Source organism: Pedobacter arcticus A12 (genome assembly GCF_000302595.1).
Lineage (GTDB): Bacteria > Bacteroidota > Bacteroidia > Sphingobacteriales > Sphingobacteriaceae > Pseudopedobacter > Pseudopedobacter arcticus.
Map to the genome: position 1 here is coordinate 922,259 of NZ_JH947127.1, position 17,780 is coordinate 940,038.

Consider the following 17,780-nt stretch of genomic DNA (forward strand, 5'->3'; position numbering starts at 1 on the left):
TCAAAACAATGCAAGAAAATGCGTGTTAAAATTTTTATTAGAGCCGATCATAACTAATTTTAAGCCATGCAATTTGGACAAGTAGAAAATCCTGGAGAAATAGACTTTAGCCTTCCGGCGGATGCAAAGGAAACCGCAAAAGTATTAAAAACCAATAAAGAGAATGACTTTAAGGCTTATGTTGGTTGCGCAAAATGGAACAAGACCGATTTAAAAGGTTTTTATCCGCGAGGAACAAAAGACGAACTTGTTTATTACGCAACACAGTTTAACTCCATAGAACTCAACGCAACGTTTTACAGTATTCCCAATAGGCAGCAGGTAATTACCTGGAAAGAGAAAACGCCGGAAAATTTCCGATTTTTCCCTAAAATATCTAATACAGTTAGTCACTTTCGCCGGCTGAACAACGTTAAAGAGCCACTTACGCAGTTTTGTGATGCCATTAGCAATTTTGAAGAAAAACTAGGGATGGTTTTTCTGCAATTGCATGATAATTTTAAACCAAAAGATTTTGACCGCTTGAAAACGTTGGTAGAAGAATTTCCAAAAGCAATTCCGTTGGGTATTGAGCTCAGAAACGAAGAGTGGTTTACTGATAAAAAAGTTGCTGACGATATTTTTGAGCTTTTCAACAAACATCATATTGCGAATATTTTGGTTGATACTGCCGGCAGGCGGGATATGTTGCACATGAAGCTAACGACCTCACAGGCTTTTATCCGTTACGTTGGCGCAAACCACGAAAGTGATTATGCCCGTTTAGATGACTGGGTAAACCGCATTGCGAAATGGAAAAAAGAAGGTTTGCAGGAACTTTATTTCTTTGTTCATCAGAATGTTGAAAAGGCTTCTCCTCTCCTTTCTGCGCATTTTATTGAGAAGTTGAATAAGGCTTTGGGGTTGGATTTGAAGGTTCCGAGAATGGCTACTGATGAGCCGACTTTGTTTTAATTTTTACTTTCTGTAAATGGATTTGCAGGAGTTTTTGCCTTTCCCCACAGGACTTGCCTGCCCTATTGCCGGGCATTGGCAGTGACTTTTTTCATTCTTTTTTATTTTACTGTTCATTCAAGAGTGCTACGCAATTTTTTTTCGCAAAAAAAGTAACCAAAAAAACTCTCGCCTGCGCCCTTTGCTATGAATGGTAGTGCTTTTAATTTGTTCATCTCTACCGCAAAGACCAAGGGCGAATTAACGGTTAATTCAGGTTAGTGCTTGGACTTGCTTGATGGAAAATTGGATTTCATCTCGACAATTCATTTTCAGCAATGCAGGTGCGTTAACGATTGAAACGTCATCCTTTTTTTTGTCGTTCTGAGGTCTAATATATTTCATATAAATCAATATGAAATGACGTTTTTCTATAAAACATAAGAAACTGATTTTCAGCTTTTCATAAAAAAAGTCAATGGTAGCGGAGTCGAAGAGTAAGATAAAAAAAAGATAAAGTGAAAAGCGTGTTAAAATGCCCAAATAAAACTTATGCACTTAATTATACCAGCCGATCCTTAAACCTTCCACCTTAAGCCTAAACCTTTTGCACTAATTTAATATCTTTGCGGCAACATGAGTGATAATAGATATAACCAACGTGGCGTTTCTGCCGGAAAAGAAGATGTACACAATGCCATCAAAAATATTGATAAAGGCATTTTCCCTCAGGCTTTCTGCAAAATTATTCCTGATATTTTGGGGAATGACGACGCCTATTGCAACATTATGCATGCAGATGGTGCTGGCACAAAATCTTCTTTGGCTTATATTTATTGGAAAGAAACTGGTGATATTTCTGTTTGGAAAGGCATTGCTCAAGATGCAATAATTATGAATTTGGATGATTTGTTATGCGTTGGCGCAACTGACCATATTTTATTGTCATCCACTATTGGCAGAAATAAAAACCTGATTCCAGGAGAGGTAATTGCCGAAATTATTAACGGAACAGAGGAAATTTTAGCTGATTTACGCGAAATGGGTATTAATATTTATTCTACCGGTGGCGAAACTGCCGATGTTGGCGATATTGTACGTACCATTATTGTGGATTCTACGGTTACTTGCCGAATGAAACGTGAAGACGTGATTTCTAACCATACCATTGCGGATGGCGATGTGATTGTGGGTTTATCATCAAGCGGACAAGCAACTTACGAAACGGAATACAATGGTGGAATGGGCTCTAACGGCTTAACCTCTGCCCGTCATGATGTTTTTGAAAAAGCCATTGCTACAAAATTCCCTGAAAGTTTTGACCCTGCTGTTCCTTTCGACTTGGTTTTTTCGGGTAAAAAAGCGTTAACGGATTTGGTTGAAGTTACTGACGATTTAACTATAACCGCTGGTAAACTGGTTTTATCGCCAACGAGAACTTACGCTCCGGTGATCAAAAAAATATTAGATCAACATCGTTCCCAAATTCATGGAATGGTGCATTGCAGTGGTGGTGCGCAAACCAAGGTTTTGCATTTCGTAGAAAACCTGCACATTATCAAAGATAATCTATTCCCAATCCCTCCACTTTTCAAATTAATTCAGGAACAATCGGGCACTGACTGGAAAGAAATGTATAAGGTTTTTAATATGGGACACCGAATGGAAATTTACGTCTCGGCTGATGTTGCACAGAGCATTATTGATATTTCAAACTCTTTTGGGATTGATGCGCAGATTATTGGACGAGTTGAAAATGCAAATAAAAAACAGGTGACTATTACCAGCGAGTTTGGAGAGTTTGTTTACAATTAATATTTCACCAAAATCACCCCTAAATTCAAAAAGGCATTTTACCCAAATAAAACATAAGTGATTACAAGAAATGGCAGAATTATAAATTTAGTTTTCTTTTTTTCGCCAAATCGTTTCACTTTTCTTTTTTAGATGACTAGCTTTGCTGGCTATGCCAAAAGTCTCATCAAAAGGAGAACAAATGCCAGCTTCCCCAATAAGGAAGTTGACTCCGTTTGCCGATAAAGCAAAAAAGCAGGGAATAAAAGTATATCATTTAAACATCGGTCAGCCGGATATTGAAACGCCAAAAGCAATGCTTGACGCGATAAAAAACGCCGACATTGATGTTTGGGAATATACCGCGTCGGAAGGAACAGAGAGTTACAGAGAAAAACTAGCGGCCTATTACAATAAGTTAAATTACAACATCACGCCAGAGGATATCATTGTTACCCTTGGCGGTTCGGAAGCAATATTAATTGCTTTGCGTTCTTGCTTTGATATTGACGATGAAGTATTAATTCCAGAGCCATTTTATGCCAACTACAATGCATTTGCTTGCCAAACAGACGTGGTGGTTTCGCCTATTTCATCGAGTATTGAAACGGGTTTTGCCCTTCCTTCAGTAAAAGAATTCGAAAAATATATTAATGGACGCACCAAAGCAATCATGATCTGCAATCCTAACAACCCAACCGGCTATTTATACAGCCAAGAGGAAATGGAGGATTTAAAGGAGCTTGCGCTAAAACATGATTTGTTTATCATAGCCGATGAAGCTTATCGCGAATTCTGTTATGACGGTCGTAAATTTATTTCACCAATGCATCTTTCAGGATTGGAACAAAATGTAATTATCGTAGACACAGTTTCTAAAAGATACAGTGCCTGTGGTGCAAGATTGGGATGTTTGATTACCAAAAACAAAGAAGTTAGAGCTACTGGATTAAAGTTTGCACAGGCCAGATTGAGTGCGGGAATGTTGGAACAGATTGCCGGCGAAGCCGCTTTAGACACGCCGGATGAATATTTTGAGGAAATAAATAAAGAGTACACTGCTAGAAGAGATATTTTGGTGGAAGCTTTAAACAAAATGGAAGGTGTTTTTTGCCCTGTTCCTGGTGGCGCCTTTTACGTGGTTGCCAGCCTACCGGTGGATAACGCAGAAAACTTTTGCCGCTGGATTTTGGAAGAATTCAGTTACGAAGGACAAACGGTAATGATTGCACCAGCAACCGGTTTTTACGTTGGCGATGACAAAGGTTTAAATCAGGTTCGATTGGCTTATGTGATTAATCAGGACGATATTAAAAAGGCTATGATTTGTTTGGAGAAAGCTTTGGAGGCGTATCCGGGAAGGGGTGCAAGTTTAAAGTAGAAAGTGGAAAGTAGAAAGTTTAAAGTGGAAAGTTTAGCGTAAAAAGTATAGACTCTTAACTTTAAACTCTTAACTTTGAACTTCTATAAAATGGGCTCGACCGGAATAGACAGGATGGATGATAAGTGTGTAAGCATGCAGCGCAATGAGGATTCAGCGCTCTAATATTGATTCTCAAAACACAAAAGGCGAAAATAACTACGCTCTTGCTGCTTAATCTTAACATGTTAAGATTTGCTTAGTCGTACTTTAGAAGTACGAGCGAGATGTTTCCCGAAGGCCAAGTCTGGCGGCAATCGATCAGGAAGCACAGAAATGCTGGAATAAGGAAAAGTAAGTTTCGGACTTTTCTCTAAAACTCAAGAAACTAAGGAGTAACCAGATTGTTTATGGTCAAGTTGCTCTCGAAAACCAACCATAAAATAAGCATGTAGAAAGCGCAACTGGTCCCATGTTTGGACGAGGGTTCGAATCCCTCCGGGTCCACTTCTAAAACATCAAAATCAACTAAAAACCTGCAAATCAAATGATTGCAGGTTTTTTTATTTACCAAAAACTATCAAAATATACATATTTTATGATGTTTTGGTGAGTGAGCTGGTGAGTTAAAGACGATTTTCAAATGACTCACCAAAACACTATCAACATGCTGAATATCAACTAGTTTAATGATTGAACATCTTGACTAAACGTCGCTGTTACGCTAAATTTGTAAACTACTTAGTGAATCATTATGAAAACGAACTTCAGCTTACTTTTTTTTATAAAAAAGCCAAAAAACTACCAATCAGGTCCTGCTCCGATTTACACTAGGATTAAGTCAAATGGAAAACGTTCAGAGACCAGTACCGGTCAATATTGCGATCCAAAACATTGGAATTCCAATTTCGGAAGAATGCAGGGGAAAAAAGATGACATAAAAATCAAATCATTAAACGCTAGTCTGGACGAAATACAGAATAAAATTTATAGTGCGCTTCAATTTTTGCAAGAAAACAATCAAGAAATTACTGCGGAAAACATAAGGAATCAATATATTGGAAAGCCTACTAGTCGTCCATTTACTTTGGTCGAGGTTTTTAACGACCATAATGAAAAAATGAGAGCCTTAATCGGCAAGGAATACACCAAAGGAACCCACCTTCGATATGTAACATCTCTGAAACACACTGTAGCTTTCCTAAAATGGAAATTCAAAATAAAAGATATAGAACTGAATCGTATAGATCATTCTTTCATTATGGATTATGAATTTTATTTAAGATCAGTTCGTAATTGTGCAAATAATTCAGCAGTAAAGTATATCCGCAACTTCGGCAAAATTATACATATATGCGTGGCTAATCAGTGGATTAATCACGATCCTTTTCTCTCCTATAAGAGTAAGTTTAAAAAAGTGGAAAGAATATTTTTGACTAAGGAAGAACTCCAAAGGCTGGCAGATAAAGAGTTCGAATTTAATCGATTGGCATACGTAAGAGATGTGTTTTTATTTTGTTGTTTTACGGGATTAGCCTATGTGGATGTTAAACAACTAAGAAAACAAGATATCGTAATAGGGATAGATGGAGAAAAATGGATTTCCATTAAAAGGCAAAAGACAAATGTGCCGTCAAAAATACCTATTCTTCCTATGGCAATTAGGCTCCTAAATAAATATGAAAATCATCCTCAATGCGAGGAAAATGCGGCTGTTCTACCGGTCCTAAGCAACCAAAAAATGAATGCATATTTGAAAGAAGTTACTGACTTATGTGGTGTACATAAAAATGTAACATTCCATATTGCGAGACATACGTTTGCTACCACAGTAACGCTTTTAAATGGTGTTCCTATTGAAACTGTGTCCAAGATGCTAGGTCATACAAACATCAAAACCACGCAACATTACGCAAAAATATTAGACATCAAGGTAAGTGCCGATATGAAAACACTTAAAGAAAGAATAGAAATGGAATATTAAATTTTAATAGCCATATTATAATTCGGGCTAACTCAGTTAGCCTGAATTAAATCAATTTTGGGTTTTGATTAGTTGTAATTCCAGCTACTAACTATACAATATTACTTATCTCGTCCTTAATTCTTAAATAATTTCCTTCCACAACGGCCGCATCTATCTTCCTTATTTGAGGTATTTCCTCATACCCTTCAGTCTCCCTTTTCAAAGCTCTATGATCATTCAAAATCTCATTGTGAAAAGCTTTCAGTTCAATCTTATTCTGTGGATCATCTGCCACCATTCCCACAAATTGTCCAGAACTTAAAGCTGATATTTTGGACGCGGGAACGGCAGCTTCCAATTGTTTTGAGCGACTTATAGAAGTGTCGCCACTGTTAATTGAAATACTCTCTCGGTCTTGCATAATTTTGCCTACTCTATCTGATAATTGCTTGGCGGTATCGCCAGTAACCTGACCAGAAATTACATTGCCAACTATGCCCATAATTACATCGGCTTGTTCTCTTCCGTAGTCTTTTCTTAACTGGCTTAAATCCTGAATACCCAATGTTGTGCTTACCTTATTACTTCTAGCTGTTGCAATCAAGCTATCAATACCATTTAAATAGATCGTTGGGAATTCATCAAAAATCAAACTGCTCTTAATCTTGTTCTTTTGGTTCACTAGCTTTACCAAACGGTTAACGTACAGAGACAGAACAGCTCCATAAATCTGAATTTTCTGAGGATTGTTCCCCATACAAACTAGCTTCGGCTTTCCAGGATCGTTGATATCCAAACTGAAATCATTACCAGAAAGAACGTAGTATAACTGCGGAGAAGACAATCTCGCCATTGCAACTTTTGCGGATGCTATTTGCCCTTCTAATTGCTCCATTGCTTCATTTTTATAGGCATTGATGAATGGATTTATAAGCACCTCTATCTCTTTTTCAGATTGCAACAATACAAAGAGTTTCTCATATTCCACCTGCATCAATTCTATCACATGAGGAAGTGTGCAGTACTTTTCGTCTTCGTATTTCTTCAAAAACCAGATAATCGCGGTAACGAAATTGATGGCAGATTCAATGAAAAAATCCCCCTGTTTTTTTATCCACTCCCTATTCAGTCCAATCAATATTGTTCTTGCGGATTCGGCAGCATCAGTTACGTCAGTCATAAGAGTTGGGTCTAAAGGATTGCATCGATGGGTACGGTTGAGGTCATCAAAATTGATCACATAAAAATGCGGTTCAACGGCATAGCGATGTTTGTATTTAAGCCATGTATTGTAAACGATAATTGATAAATCAGATAGCTTAAAGTCGTAAACAAACATGCAAAAACCTTTTTTAATGTGTTGTGTAATCACATGTCGAATTACAAAATAGCTTTTTCCTGAACCGGGAGTTCCCATTACCAAGTTCCCTCTAAAAGGGTTGATGATATTTACCCAGCTTTTGCGATACTTTCCTTTTAAAAGATATTTTGCAGGCAAGTTGATTGAGTATTCATTCTCTAAGTGACGCTCTTCTTGCGGAAAAGTCTCTTGATCGGCATTGAAAATATCGTCTTTTAATTTAGATTTTATTACCCGGGTAAGCAGTGTTGCTCCACTTATAATTAACAAAAATCCTATAACAGTCATGGCCATATACAGAATGGAGATTAGAAGTGAATCAGAATTTTTATTCCATAAAAGATTACTGAAAAAGTATAAAATGAATCCCGTAATTAGATAGGCAATGGCAGGCTTAAATGATAATTTATCATCCTTCTTTCCTTTCACTCCCATCAATGAGATCAGCAAAAGCAGCAACGCCCACCACTTTGAATAATTAAATTTAGCGAACAACCCAGTATTGCTGATATGCCAGATTAATTTATCTGTGAATGGAACTGTTAGTCCCCAGCTCACAAAAGCGCCATAACAGTAAAAGTAGAAATGAAGCATCAATAAAGTGATTGCAATGAAGCGACTCATGTCTGCTATTTTCCGTAAAGCTTGTTCGTTTTCTCCTGTTTGCATAGTGGTTGAATTTGAATTTTATAAATGCGTGGTGTTTTTTCTTCTTTTCTTTTTGCCTGATTTCTTTAATTGATATGGCAATGGTTCATAACCATTTTCAGCCTGTAACAATACTTGTAGAAATGTATTTTGAAAATTATTTGAAGGTTGAAAATTATCAGATTTTGAGTAGTCGTTTCTTTCTAATAAGGCTTTTTTAGTTTCCTTAAAGCTTTGCTTTGTTTCAATTTGAAATCTTTCTTGTATAGATTTTGCACTATAGGCTTTGCCTAATTTGCTGCCGTTAAACACATACTTATTTTCATGGTCGATATAAGTTAAACCGTAAATTATACCTTCAGGATTTGTCCGGCACACGAGCTGAATTTTCTGCTGTTCTAATTTTTCCTTTAACTCGTCTATTGAGTTTATACCTGAGTTTAATGCATGATCAATCTTGTTTTTTAATAAGTTTCTGTACGGTCTTCTTGATTTCTCATTCTCCAAAAAACGTTTCTCTAAGAACTTTAATCCGGGATTTTGGTAAAACAAGCTGGCTTTAATTGGTGTAGATACTTTGTTCCCGTCAGCATCTAACAATCGATAATAGAGACCATCTTTTTGGTAAACTCTTGAGGTTTCTTTTCCTCTATCTGCAGTAACATGATAGTTTTTCAGTACCGCATTCAGCTCTGGAATTGATGTGTAATTGTAGTTCGTTAGTACTGCATTCAATACTTTCGCTATGGCATTTTTAGTCTCCAATTTCGTCCCGCCATTTCCAATTATATCAGCTGGTTTTATGGTGTTTTCTTTTTTGTTTTGTTTAGATGCTTCCACCAAATTATATTTCTTTTCAATCGCAATTCGAGCTGGTTCACTTTTGTTTTTTCCGATGTTTTGGGTGTCGATCCGTGATCCGTCTGCTTGAATTTTAGTGGTCACGATATGGATATGTGGATGAGATGCATCGTTATGTTTATATACCAAAAACGGCTGTTCTCCAAAGCCAATCGCTTTCATATAATCCTCCGCAATTGCAATCAACTTGTCTTCATCTAAAGTCTCATCTTTAGCGAAATTCAAAGAAATATGGATGCTGTTCGTCTTCACATTCTCGTTTAACTTAGCTTGATTTATGAGTCGATTTAGCTTATGTGTAATACTTAAATTTTCCTTATCCATCGGGTAATTTGAAGCCAAAATACATTTCGCAACCCCCAGCTTTACTTTATTTTCATTGTAATTGAGGATCCGTGATATAGACCGTCCAGACTTGATTACCGCAACCATTCTGCTCCAATTTTGTCCATTATTTCCCTCATTTCGCCAACTTTTCCGAACAGTATTTTGCGTTCATTTTCATAGTGCACAAGTAGATCTTTTAAAGAAGAACCATGGTCTAACGTGTGAAGCTTGTGAACGGTTTGGTTGAAATTGTTTGCCAGTCCATTGAGGTCTTTTCTTAGCTTGATGAGTTCGTTCATTAAGTCGTCAATAGATGCGTTTCTGTAGGTTGCAATCATAGGTTTCCCTAACAGAATCTTACGAGCGTAATCACTGAATTTTCTTTGTGTTGTTTTTAAAAAAGCTTTATTAATTTGTGTTCTCTCACTCTCATACAGCCTTAGGTGTAGCCAGTGATTTCTTATTTGTTTTTTCTCGTTTTCCATCTTCTTCCTTTCTAGGTTTTTTAATCGCTTCCAGCGCCCACGACTTCGGAGTTAGGGCGCCTAAAAAAAGCGTTTGTGACACAAACGGACATCTTGCCGTTTGCAGGAACGGGGCAAACTCCCCTGATCTATCAATTTCCCTATAGTTTAAGCTTGGTCTTAATATTCTTGGAAGCTTTTGTCAACATCAGCCATTCGTTTAGGTCTTTATAAGGCTCAAAAAGATTGCTTTTATCCTCGTATTTTTTAGAGCGTGTCAAAGCATGGGCTGTAAGCTTTTTTCCGGTAGCGTCTCTGTCTAAAAACAGATTTATTTTATCGTGGACTTCTAGAAACGGTTTTGCGCTCTCGAATAGACTTGCGCCGTTGAGAACCAAAAAATCAGCGTTTTCTGTTTTGAGTTTTGGAATACTCAGGTAGCTGAGATAATCCATAAAACCTTCAAAAACGGCTACGTTTTTTGAGCCATTTATAAAAGTGCTGACAGCTTTTGGTACGCTACTGTATTTGTAAAATGGGTCTCGTATTTCATAGCCACCATCATCGTTCCTGAAACCAATGGCATGATAGCTCTTGTCTCCGAATGAGTATTCAACTTCTTGACAGAATTTTTGGGCTACCGCTAAGCCAATTCCTCTACGTTCTAAGTAGCGGATTAGGTTTTTGGAAATCAATGGATTGACAGCTATTATCTGCAGTTTGTTTTCAGTAGGCAAATCGCTTTCGTGGGTATTGTGCAAATGCTTTGTAATGGAGAAATCTGATAGGGTCAGCTTCTCTAAAAAATCGCTTACGGAACATTCAAAATATTTGATCCCGAAATCTACCAAGCTACCGCCTTCGCCAGTTCCGTGATCGTACCACACGTTTAGTTTTTGATTGACTTTGAATGAGGCTGTTGATTCTTCTCTTAGCGGAGAACGATACCAGTGATCTTTGCTTCTTACTTTTTTTGGTTCATGCCCTAACTGCTTTAAATAGTTGACCAAATCCATTTCGTTTGCTTTTTCACAATTCATGTTTTTCTTGTTTTCGGTAAATTCTTCTGTGATACAAAATTAGGTGCGTAATGCTTTTGAAACGAACCAGTCCATTTTTTAGACAGGATACTTTTGAAAGTTTTCCGCTTTTAGGGTTATTGTTCCTTAAGCTAGATCATCCTGTCCATATTTTAGATAGGACAAAATGAACGTTCTTTCGGAGCTTTGTATCTATCAAAAAACATGTTTATGAAAAGTGTAGAAATGAATCAGCTGTACGAAACTTTATTGTGCAGCCCGGGAATGAAAGAGACAGTGAAAGTTGATGTACGCATCTCGAGGAAATCGATTTTGTTGCTTAGCCAAATTATCCAAAAGGGATTATCCGAGTCTGGTAATCAGGCTTCGGAGTTCGCGACAATTGCTGGTGCGGAAAGCAGTAACGAGCTACAGGAAATGTTGAAGACTTGCTTGGAGAAAGCAAACTTATTTGAGCTGGACGAGCGTTTAGCCAAGCTTCGAAAAAATTAGATTTTCCAGTTTAAACTTAGTATGGCAGTTTAAAAGTAAAGTTCAACAGTTTTAAAGATAGCAGAGTGCGTTAAGGATTGAAACGGCATCGTTTTTTTGCCCTATGATTTACCCACTACCGATACACCCCTGTATGTACAGTTATAACATCTCCGGGCTGAGCAATTAGCTGCTTTTGGAATAGTTTTAATGGGAGCTTCTACTTCCATTATTAAAGCCATACCCTGTTTTAGCTACATGGTACTCCTTTGCCTGAAGCGTTAATGTAAAGATTAGACACACAATAAGTAAAACTGCTTTTATACGCTTCATTTATTTATATTTTTTTTACTAAAAACTGGGTCTTAATTTATAAGCCATTTAAGGAAGACTGCAACAATAACTGATAAAGTCACAGCTTCAAATTTTAACTATAAAAGAAAAAACTGAGTTCGTTTACTATCCTCGAACTCAGCCTCTCTAATAAAAAACTGGTAAAAAATAAACTCTTAACGTATATCTTACTTAGGTATAATATTATAAGTATATGCTGGTGGCGCAGCTATATCATTCCACGCTTGACCTAATGCTGTGAGCGTATAATTTGGTGCTCCTGTAGTTGGCGCAAGCCCTGCTGGAAAAAAATAAGCATACCGCTCAACATAGGGAAGTTGGTTAAGATAATTAGCAGCAAGCTTCATAAATATCTTATGCACATCTTCACTTCTTGCCGGGTTACAGTTAAACTCGGTAAACCATAAATTATGATCTGGATAAACTCCATGAAGCTTCTCTACATAATTTTTAAATCTTCCGAAAGCAGCTTCTGCGGTAAGCTGAGGCGTTGCCTTTTGTTCTGTTTGGTTTCCCCAATCATACCAATGCAGTGCAATAATATCAACCCGGACATTTTGTGCTTTAGCCGCAGTCATAAAATCAGGAAGCCATTTGCCGTTTCCGCTTGAACTATTTTGTTCTACAGCAGGTGAGCACATTCTTAAGCCGGTTTGTAATAGCAACTTATATCTTGCCACAGCGGTATCTATATTAGCAATGTTGGATTGGGTAGAATTATCGGGCTCGTTAAATGTTAAAACATGATCAATATCTTTTCTATCAATAAACGTTGCAACGTTCGTTGCACTTGCTCCGCCTTTCCCCCAAGTCATGGGCACATAAGTTTTTGTATTTGTGGAGGTGGCGCTCAATCCCCAGTTGTAATACCATGAACCATTTAAAGTACCAATAACGGTTGCATCTTGTTGTCCTAAACCTTTTTTGGTAGTATATTTAATTGGCGAAAATCTAACAAATGAAACTTTACCTGAAAGCCTGCTCGGTAAATTCTCTTTTACAGCACTTACTGCCGCAACATAACATATGGATTCACCCGTACCGTTTTGGTTTTCAGCAAAAGTTACCATGTAGCCCTTTGGCAAAATAAACGATTTAATGTTATCATTGTAACCAGCTGGTAAAGGCTTGTAATAAGCTACACTTTGAGTAGAATTTGTGTATATATAAGTAGTGTCCAGATCTACTTTCGGGCTGGCCTGGCTTAAGCCCTGAGAAATTGTAAACCCTGTTTCACCTGCCGAACCCGTTGGTGGCGTAACTGCCGGCGGAGGTACAGCTAAGTTTGGCTGAGTGTTGTTGTCTTTTTTGCTACAAGCAAAAAAAACAAAGCTAAAAGCTAGGGTTACTAAAATATTCATTTTTGATGTCTTCATTTTTATTCCTTTAATAAAAGTAATTCACAATGGTTTATACGCTAGAAACAGCATGATAAATATCAGAACTTATAAGTACTTTTAATGGTGTATTTCTTGTCAGATTGGGGGGTAAATCTGGTCAGGGTTTTTATTGGTCGGTTTTAACCTGGTAAACCCTCACATAATCAACAAGGTACTTTGACGGGAAATGCGTTTTGGATAAATCCCCACCGTTATCGCCACCTAAAGCTAAATTTAAAAGCAAATAATGAGGTTGCTGAAACGGATTACTGCCGTTGGTTAAGTTATGCATTTCTGATAATTTAACGCTATTCAATAAAAGATCATCCACATAAATCTCCATGCTTTCTTGGCACCAATCTAAACGCCAGATATGAAAATCTTGATCCCAATTTGTGTTATCAAAAGACTCCATTTTTTTGAATGCACCATTCCAGATGGGTTTTTCTGGATTTAAACTTCCGTGAGCAAAATTGGCATGTAAGCCTCCTTTATAATATTCCATTATATCGCACTCCCCATTATAAGGCCATATTCCTGATACACCCAAAGTCCAGATAGCAGGCCATAAACCTTGGGAAGCAATAATTTTCGCCCTTACCAATACTCGTCCGTATTTAAAGGCGAAAGTCTTTTTTTGCTTTAAACTTGCGGAAGTATATTCAATGTATTTTCTGTTGTACCGCCAGTTTTTACTGTCCAACACATACTCCGGATTTGCTTTTCGTTCCTTTTTTGCACTAATTACCAAATTTCCATCTAAACATGTAGCGTTTTCTTGCTGATACCACTGTGCTTCTGTATTCCGAACAAATCCTTTCTCAAAACTCCAGCTTGTAGTATCAGGAGACCCATCTTTATCAAACTCATCAGACCAAATTAAAGTAAAATCCTTTGCTTTAAGCTCAGCTGAATCACTTCTGACAATTACCTTATTACTGACATTTCTCGGTTGACTTTTAGGCAAAAGAGAACTTGATATAAGCAATGAAATAATTACAAGAAGCTTGCAACTTATCACAGAATCTTTTTTTTGTCCTTCGACTCCGCTCAGGATGACAAAAAAAGATACAGTGTAAAAGCCTGTTAAAACGCCCACATCACTATTCTTGTCACTGATTAATATGAGCTTGCGTTAATATTATCGTTAAAAGATAAATTCTAAATAGAATTATTACTAAGTTTACATCAGCAAAAGGGGGATGAATTACATCCCTTCTCGCAAGCAAAAACTTAAATAGGTATTACTTATGGCTATTTGGATCAATTCATCAACGAACTACGTTCGGAGGGAAAGTATTCCTTTACCTTAGCAGAGGTAAGAAACCAGTTTGAGCAATCGGACGAGGCCATTAAGAAAGCGTTACAAAGATTAAAAAAGAAGAAAGCGATTGCCTTAGTAAGAAACGAGTTTTATGTGATCGTCACTCCAGAATACCGAAGTAAAGGTATCCTTCCCCCCTCTTTATTTATTTCGGAATTGATGAAATTTTTAGAGAAAGATTATTACGTAGGCTTGCTCAATGCAGCAAGCTATTATGGCGCTGCTCACCAGCAACCCCAATCTTTCTGCGTCATTACCATGAAACCAAGTTTAAGAAATATCAGTAGCGATAACCTAAAAATCAACTTTTACATAAAAAAGGACTAGGCTAAAGGCGACATAGTTCAAAAAAAAGTTGACACAGGCTACATAAACGCTTCATCAGCGGAATTAACTGCACTAGATCTGGTAAATTATTTTGATCAGGCTGGTGGTTTAAATAGAGTAGCGACAGTTCTCGAAGAACTTTGTGAAAGTATAAACCCTGAAAAAATGCTTGATGCCGCTAAACGGTACGTTCCTATCACTGCGGTTCAACGGTTAGGATTTCTTCTGGAAATAATTTTAAACAGGCGAGATTTAAGCGACCCCATAAAAGAACACTTAAAAACAGTGAACTATTTTCCGGTATTATTGAGACCACAAAAAGAAAGACGAGAGATGATTACCGGCAACGACTGGAAGGTTGTGCAAAATATAGATATAGAAACAGATTTATGATTCCACAGGCATATATAACAGCATGGCGCAAAAAAGCTCCTTGGCAGGAAGATTTTCAGGTAGAACAGGATTTAGTTATTGAACGAGCTTTGATGGCCATTTATAGCAATGACTATTTAAAAGAACGATTGGCATTTAGAGGCGGAACCGCCTTACATAAGTTATATCTTTCCCCCGCAGCAAGATATTCTGAAGATATAGATTTAGTACAAATTACAGCTGAGCCATTCGGTCCCATTATGGACAAGCTTCGTGAGGTCTTGTCTTTTTAGGGAGATAAGCCTATCCGTAAACAGAAACAGTAATGCCATTTGATCAACTTCTGCCACGTTCCAAACACTAATAATAATTCGCCTTGCATCAGGACTGTTCTTTATAGTCCTAATAATGTTTTCTATTTGATCGATATCTTTCTCATCTGGCGCTGGCCAATTCCGCCATTGGGTGCCATAAACGGGACCTAATTCGCTATTTCCATCTGCCCCACTCATCCCAAATCGAAACTCCATTTCCCTTCAAATAAGAAATATTAAAGGAACCCTTCAAAAACCACGAAAGCTCATGAATGATTGATTTCAAATGCATCTTTTTAGTGGTAACTAAAGGAAATCCCTCTTTAAGATTAAAACGCATTTGTTAGCCAAATATACTTATCGTTCCGGTTCCCGTACGATCCGCTTTTTCTATGCCGTTTTCTTTAACATGTTTAAGTAGCTCTTCGTATTGATTCATGGTTTTAAAAAATCTTGTCAAAATAGGTGAGTTTTAAAATTAAACAATAAATAATTTGAAGTAATTTAAAATACAACATTCGAGCTGTTGTGATATAATTTAATAATGGATAATTCACACACCACAACACAGTTGTGAAAACGCATTATAGTCGTGTTAATAAGCCTCTCACTCAACACAATTTAAGATGTGCTGAAGTTCGTTTTTTAAAAACTTGATTTATATGCGGATTTAAAAAACACAAGCAGTTTGATTACCCGCATGAGTACTTTGATTTGAAGAAAAAAAACAAGAGACCTTTACAAATAAATATATTTTCTATTTAAACAAACGCCTGTAAATTAACAGTTAAATCCTATTTTTGCATGAATTTTAAATAAAATTACTTGCATTTAATATTGAATTGCGCTACCTTTACGGATAAAGCACCAGAGTAATGACAAAGCTGAACGAACTTAAAAGACATCTTAAACGAGGTGAAGTATATCGCCGTACTGATTTAACCCAATGGTCTAAATCAGTGGATAGGCATCTTGATGCCCTTGTTGAGGATGGAACATTTCAGAAATTATCTCAGGGATTGTACTATTATCCCAAAGAATCAGTATTCGGTACAACCCCACCCGAAGAAGATGCATTGGTACGGAGCTTTCTTAAAGACGACCGCTTTTTATTGACCTCTCCGAATGCCTATAATAGTTTAGGTTTAGGAACCACGCAGCTCTACAATACCAGAACGGTGTATAATCATAAACGCCATGGTGAATTCAAATTAGGTAATAGAAAATTCCTTTTCTGCATAAAGCCTCATTTTCCTAAGAAGATGACTCAAGAATTTCTGTTAGTTGATTTAGTGAATAATTTAAATAAACTTGCTGAAGACCAAGAAGAAGTATGGAAAAAACTTCCAACCAAAATCAGATCAATGGACGTGAAAAAATTAAAAGCATCTGTTAAAGAATACGGCACTGTAAGAACAAAAAAGTTATTGTTGCCTTTAGTGAACCAATCAGAAACGCAGCACCATGTCCACTAATTACCTTCATCATCATAAAGATTTTTCTGCACTACTCAGCATCATTGAAGATGAAACTGGAATTAATGCTAATTTGGTAGAGAAAGACTATTGGATAATGCATGTTTTATATGGATTAAAATCTCAAGGTTTTGATTTTGAATTAAAGGGTGGAACTTCGCTTTCTAAAGGATACGGTATTATTGACCGATTTTCAGAAGACATTGATATTCATATCAAACCTCCAGTAAATTTTGGTATCAATGAAAATCCAAAAAACAATAAGCCAAATAACATTGAAGCGAGACGTAAGTTTTACGATTGGCTTGCAGAAACGATTTCTTTTGACGGTATAATTTCTATTGAAAGAGACCATGCTTTTGATGACACAAAATACTATCGAAGTGGAGGAATAAGGCTTCATTTTAAGAGTTTAACCGATCATATTGAAGGAGTAAAACAAGGGATTTTATTAGAAGCAGGATTTGACACAGTCACTCCTAATACAAAATTGACCATTAGCTCGTGGGCTTACGACAAGGCAAAAGAGACGAACTCAATAGCGATAATTGACAATAGAGCTATTGATATTACTTGCTATCATCCGGGTTATACATTTGTAGAAAAACTTCAGACCATTGCTACTAAATTTCGTCAGGAACAAAGCGGTGAAAAAAATCGTCCCAATTTTATGAGGCAATATTATGATGTTTATTGTCTTTTAGGTAATCAGAAAGTTTTAAATTTCATAGGTACAGGTGAATACCATGCCCATAAAACAGAAAGATTTCCGAAAATTGATCTTGAAATCCCTATTTCAGAAAATGAAGCTTTCTTACTTCATTCAGAAGTATTAACAAATGATTTTAAAAAACGCTACCAAGAAACATCAGGTTTATACTATAAAGGTCAGCCAAATTTTGAGGATTTATTGGCGAGAATAAGAGAGCACATCAACATGCTTTAAATCAAACAGAACATTGTTTATAAATATAGTATGTTGTTTTGAATAGTCATTAGAAATTTAAATTA

14 protein-coding genes, 1 other RNA gene and 2 pseudogenes are annotated in these 17,780 nt (G+C 36.8%); 10 read left to right on the forward strand and 7 right to left on the reverse strand.

Annotated features, from left to right (window positions below):
• The first annotated feature begins 66 nt into the window (after nucleotides 1-66).
• The 5 genes from B176_RS0115735 to B176_RS0115760 all read left to right on the forward strand — a co-directional run bounded on the left by B176_RS0115735 (nucleotide 67) and on the right by B176_RS0115760 (nucleotide 6,071).
• Entirely contained in the window at nucleotides 67-954 is an 888-nt protein-coding gene (locus tag B176_RS0115735; protein WP_017259788.1) for a DUF72 domain-containing protein, read from the forward strand.
• Between the two features lie 615 nt (nucleotides 955-1,569).
• Complete coding sequence (locus B176_RS0115750) at nucleotides 1,570-2,748, forward strand: AIR synthase related protein (RefSeq protein WP_017259791.1); 1,179 nt, start codon at nucleotides 1,570-1,572, stop codon at nucleotides 2,746-2,748.
• A gap of 151 nt (nucleotides 2,749-2,899) precedes the next feature.
• Nucleotides 2,900-4,108 (forward strand): pyridoxal phosphate-dependent aminotransferase, encoded by a 1,209-nt coding sequence (locus tag B176_RS0115755; RefSeq protein ID WP_017259792.1) that lies wholly within the window; start codon nucleotides 2,900-2,902, stop codon nucleotides 4,106-4,108.
• Nucleotides 4,109-4,200: 92 nt separating this feature from the next.
• Nucleotides 4,201-4,597, forward strand: a transfer-messenger RNA (tmRNA) gene (gene ssrA / locus B176_RS20750).
• Between the two features lie 244 nt (nucleotides 4,598-4,841).
• Complete coding sequence (locus tag B176_RS0115760) at nucleotides 4,842-6,071, forward strand: site-specific integrase (RefSeq protein WP_017259793.1); 1,230 nt, start codon at nucleotides 4,842-4,844, stop codon at nucleotides 6,069-6,071.
• Nucleotides 6,072-6,162: 91 nt separating this feature from the next.
• On the opposite strand, the gene mobC is transcribed toward B176_RS0115760, so the two are convergent.
• From mobC to B176_RS0115780, 4 genes are all read right to left on the reverse strand, one after another.
• Entirely contained in the window at nucleotides 6,163-8,082 is a 1,920-nt protein-coding gene (gene mobC / locus B176_RS19740) for a conjugal transfer protein MobC (protein ID WP_017259794.1), read from the reverse strand.
• An 18-nt stretch (nucleotides 8,083-8,100) separates the two neighbouring features.
• Complete coding sequence (locus tag B176_RS0115770; protein WP_026063386.1) at nucleotides 8,101-9,354, reverse strand: relaxase/mobilization nuclease domain-containing protein; 1,254 nt, start codon at nucleotides 9,352-9,354, stop codon at nucleotides 8,101-8,103.
• Nucleotides 9,342-9,734 (reverse strand): plasmid mobilization protein, encoded by a 393-nt coding sequence (locus B176_RS0115775; RefSeq protein WP_017259796.1) that lies wholly within the window; start codon nucleotides 9,732-9,734, stop codon nucleotides 9,342-9,344. The genes B176_RS0115770 and B176_RS0115775 overlap by 13 nt, the downstream gene beginning before the upstream one ends.
• A gap of 140 nt (nucleotides 9,735-9,874) precedes the next feature.
• Nucleotides 9,875-10,753 carry a toprim domain-containing protein gene (locus tag B176_RS0115780; RefSeq protein WP_017259797.1) on the reverse strand — a complete coding sequence of 293 codons (879 nt, stop codon included), beginning with the start codon at nucleotides 10,751-10,753 and terminating at the stop codon, nucleotides 9,875-9,877.
• Between the two features lie 210 nt (nucleotides 10,754-10,963).
• On the opposite strand from B176_RS0115780, the gene B176_RS0115785 reads away from it, so the two are divergent.
• Nucleotides 10,964-11,245 carry a hypothetical protein gene (locus B176_RS0115785; protein ID WP_026063387.1) on the forward strand — a complete coding sequence of 94 codons (282 nt, stop codon included), beginning with the start codon at nucleotides 10,964-10,966 and terminating at the stop codon, nucleotides 11,243-11,245.
• 500 nt (nucleotides 11,246-11,745) lie between these two features.
• Here the strand turns inward: B176_RS0115785 and B176_RS0115790 are convergent, their stop codons facing one another.
• Nucleotides 11,746-12,954: a glycosyl hydrolase gene (locus B176_RS0115790; RefSeq protein WP_083852728.1), complete on the reverse strand. Its 1,209-nt coding sequence runs from the start codon at nucleotides 12,952-12,954 to the stop codon at nucleotides 11,746-11,748.
• A 130-nt stretch (nucleotides 12,955-13,084) separates the two neighbouring features.
• Nucleotides 13,085-13,924 carry a glycoside hydrolase family 16 protein gene (locus tag B176_RS0115795; RefSeq protein ID WP_237739843.1) on the reverse strand — a complete coding sequence of 280 codons (840 nt, stop codon included), beginning with the start codon at nucleotides 13,922-13,924 and terminating at the stop codon, nucleotides 13,085-13,087.
• 450 nt (nucleotides 13,925-14,374) lie between these two features.
• Between B176_RS0115795 and B176_RS20755 the strand changes: the two are divergent.
• Together B176_RS20755 and B176_RS21605 are read left to right on the forward strand one after the other, a co-directional pair.
• Nucleotides 14,375-15,001: pseudogene (locus B176_RS20755) on the forward strand (type IV toxin-antitoxin system AbiEi family antitoxin domain-containing protein).
• A gap of 92 nt (nucleotides 15,002-15,093) precedes the next feature.
• Entirely contained in the window at nucleotides 15,094-15,273 is a 180-nt protein-coding gene (locus B176_RS21605; protein WP_394330190.1) for a nucleotidyl transferase AbiEii/AbiGii toxin family protein, read from the forward strand.
• A gap of 30 nt (nucleotides 15,274-15,303) precedes the next feature.
• On the opposite strand, the pseudogene thyA reads toward B176_RS21605, so the two are convergent.
• Nucleotides 15,304-15,733 (reverse strand): annotated as a pseudogene (gene thyA / locus B176_RS19750) (thymidylate synthase); the annotation flags it as partial.
• Between the two features lie 436 nt (nucleotides 15,734-16,169).
• Here thyA and B176_RS0115810 point away from each other — a divergent pair.
• A complete protein-coding gene (locus B176_RS0115810) occupies nucleotides 16,170-16,769 on the forward strand; it encodes a DUF6088 family protein (protein ID WP_017259804.1) in 600 nt (199 codons plus the stop codon).
• The gene (locus tag B176_RS0115815) at nucleotides 16,759-17,715 is read left to right on the forward strand and encodes a nucleotidyl transferase AbiEii/AbiGii toxin family protein (protein ID WP_017259805.1); all 957 of its coding nucleotides are present in this window, start codon (nucleotides 16,759-16,761) and stop codon (nucleotides 17,713-17,715) included. The genes B176_RS0115810 and B176_RS0115815 overlap by 11 nt, the downstream gene beginning before the upstream one ends.
• Nucleotides 17,716-17,780: the final 65 nt, after the last annotated feature.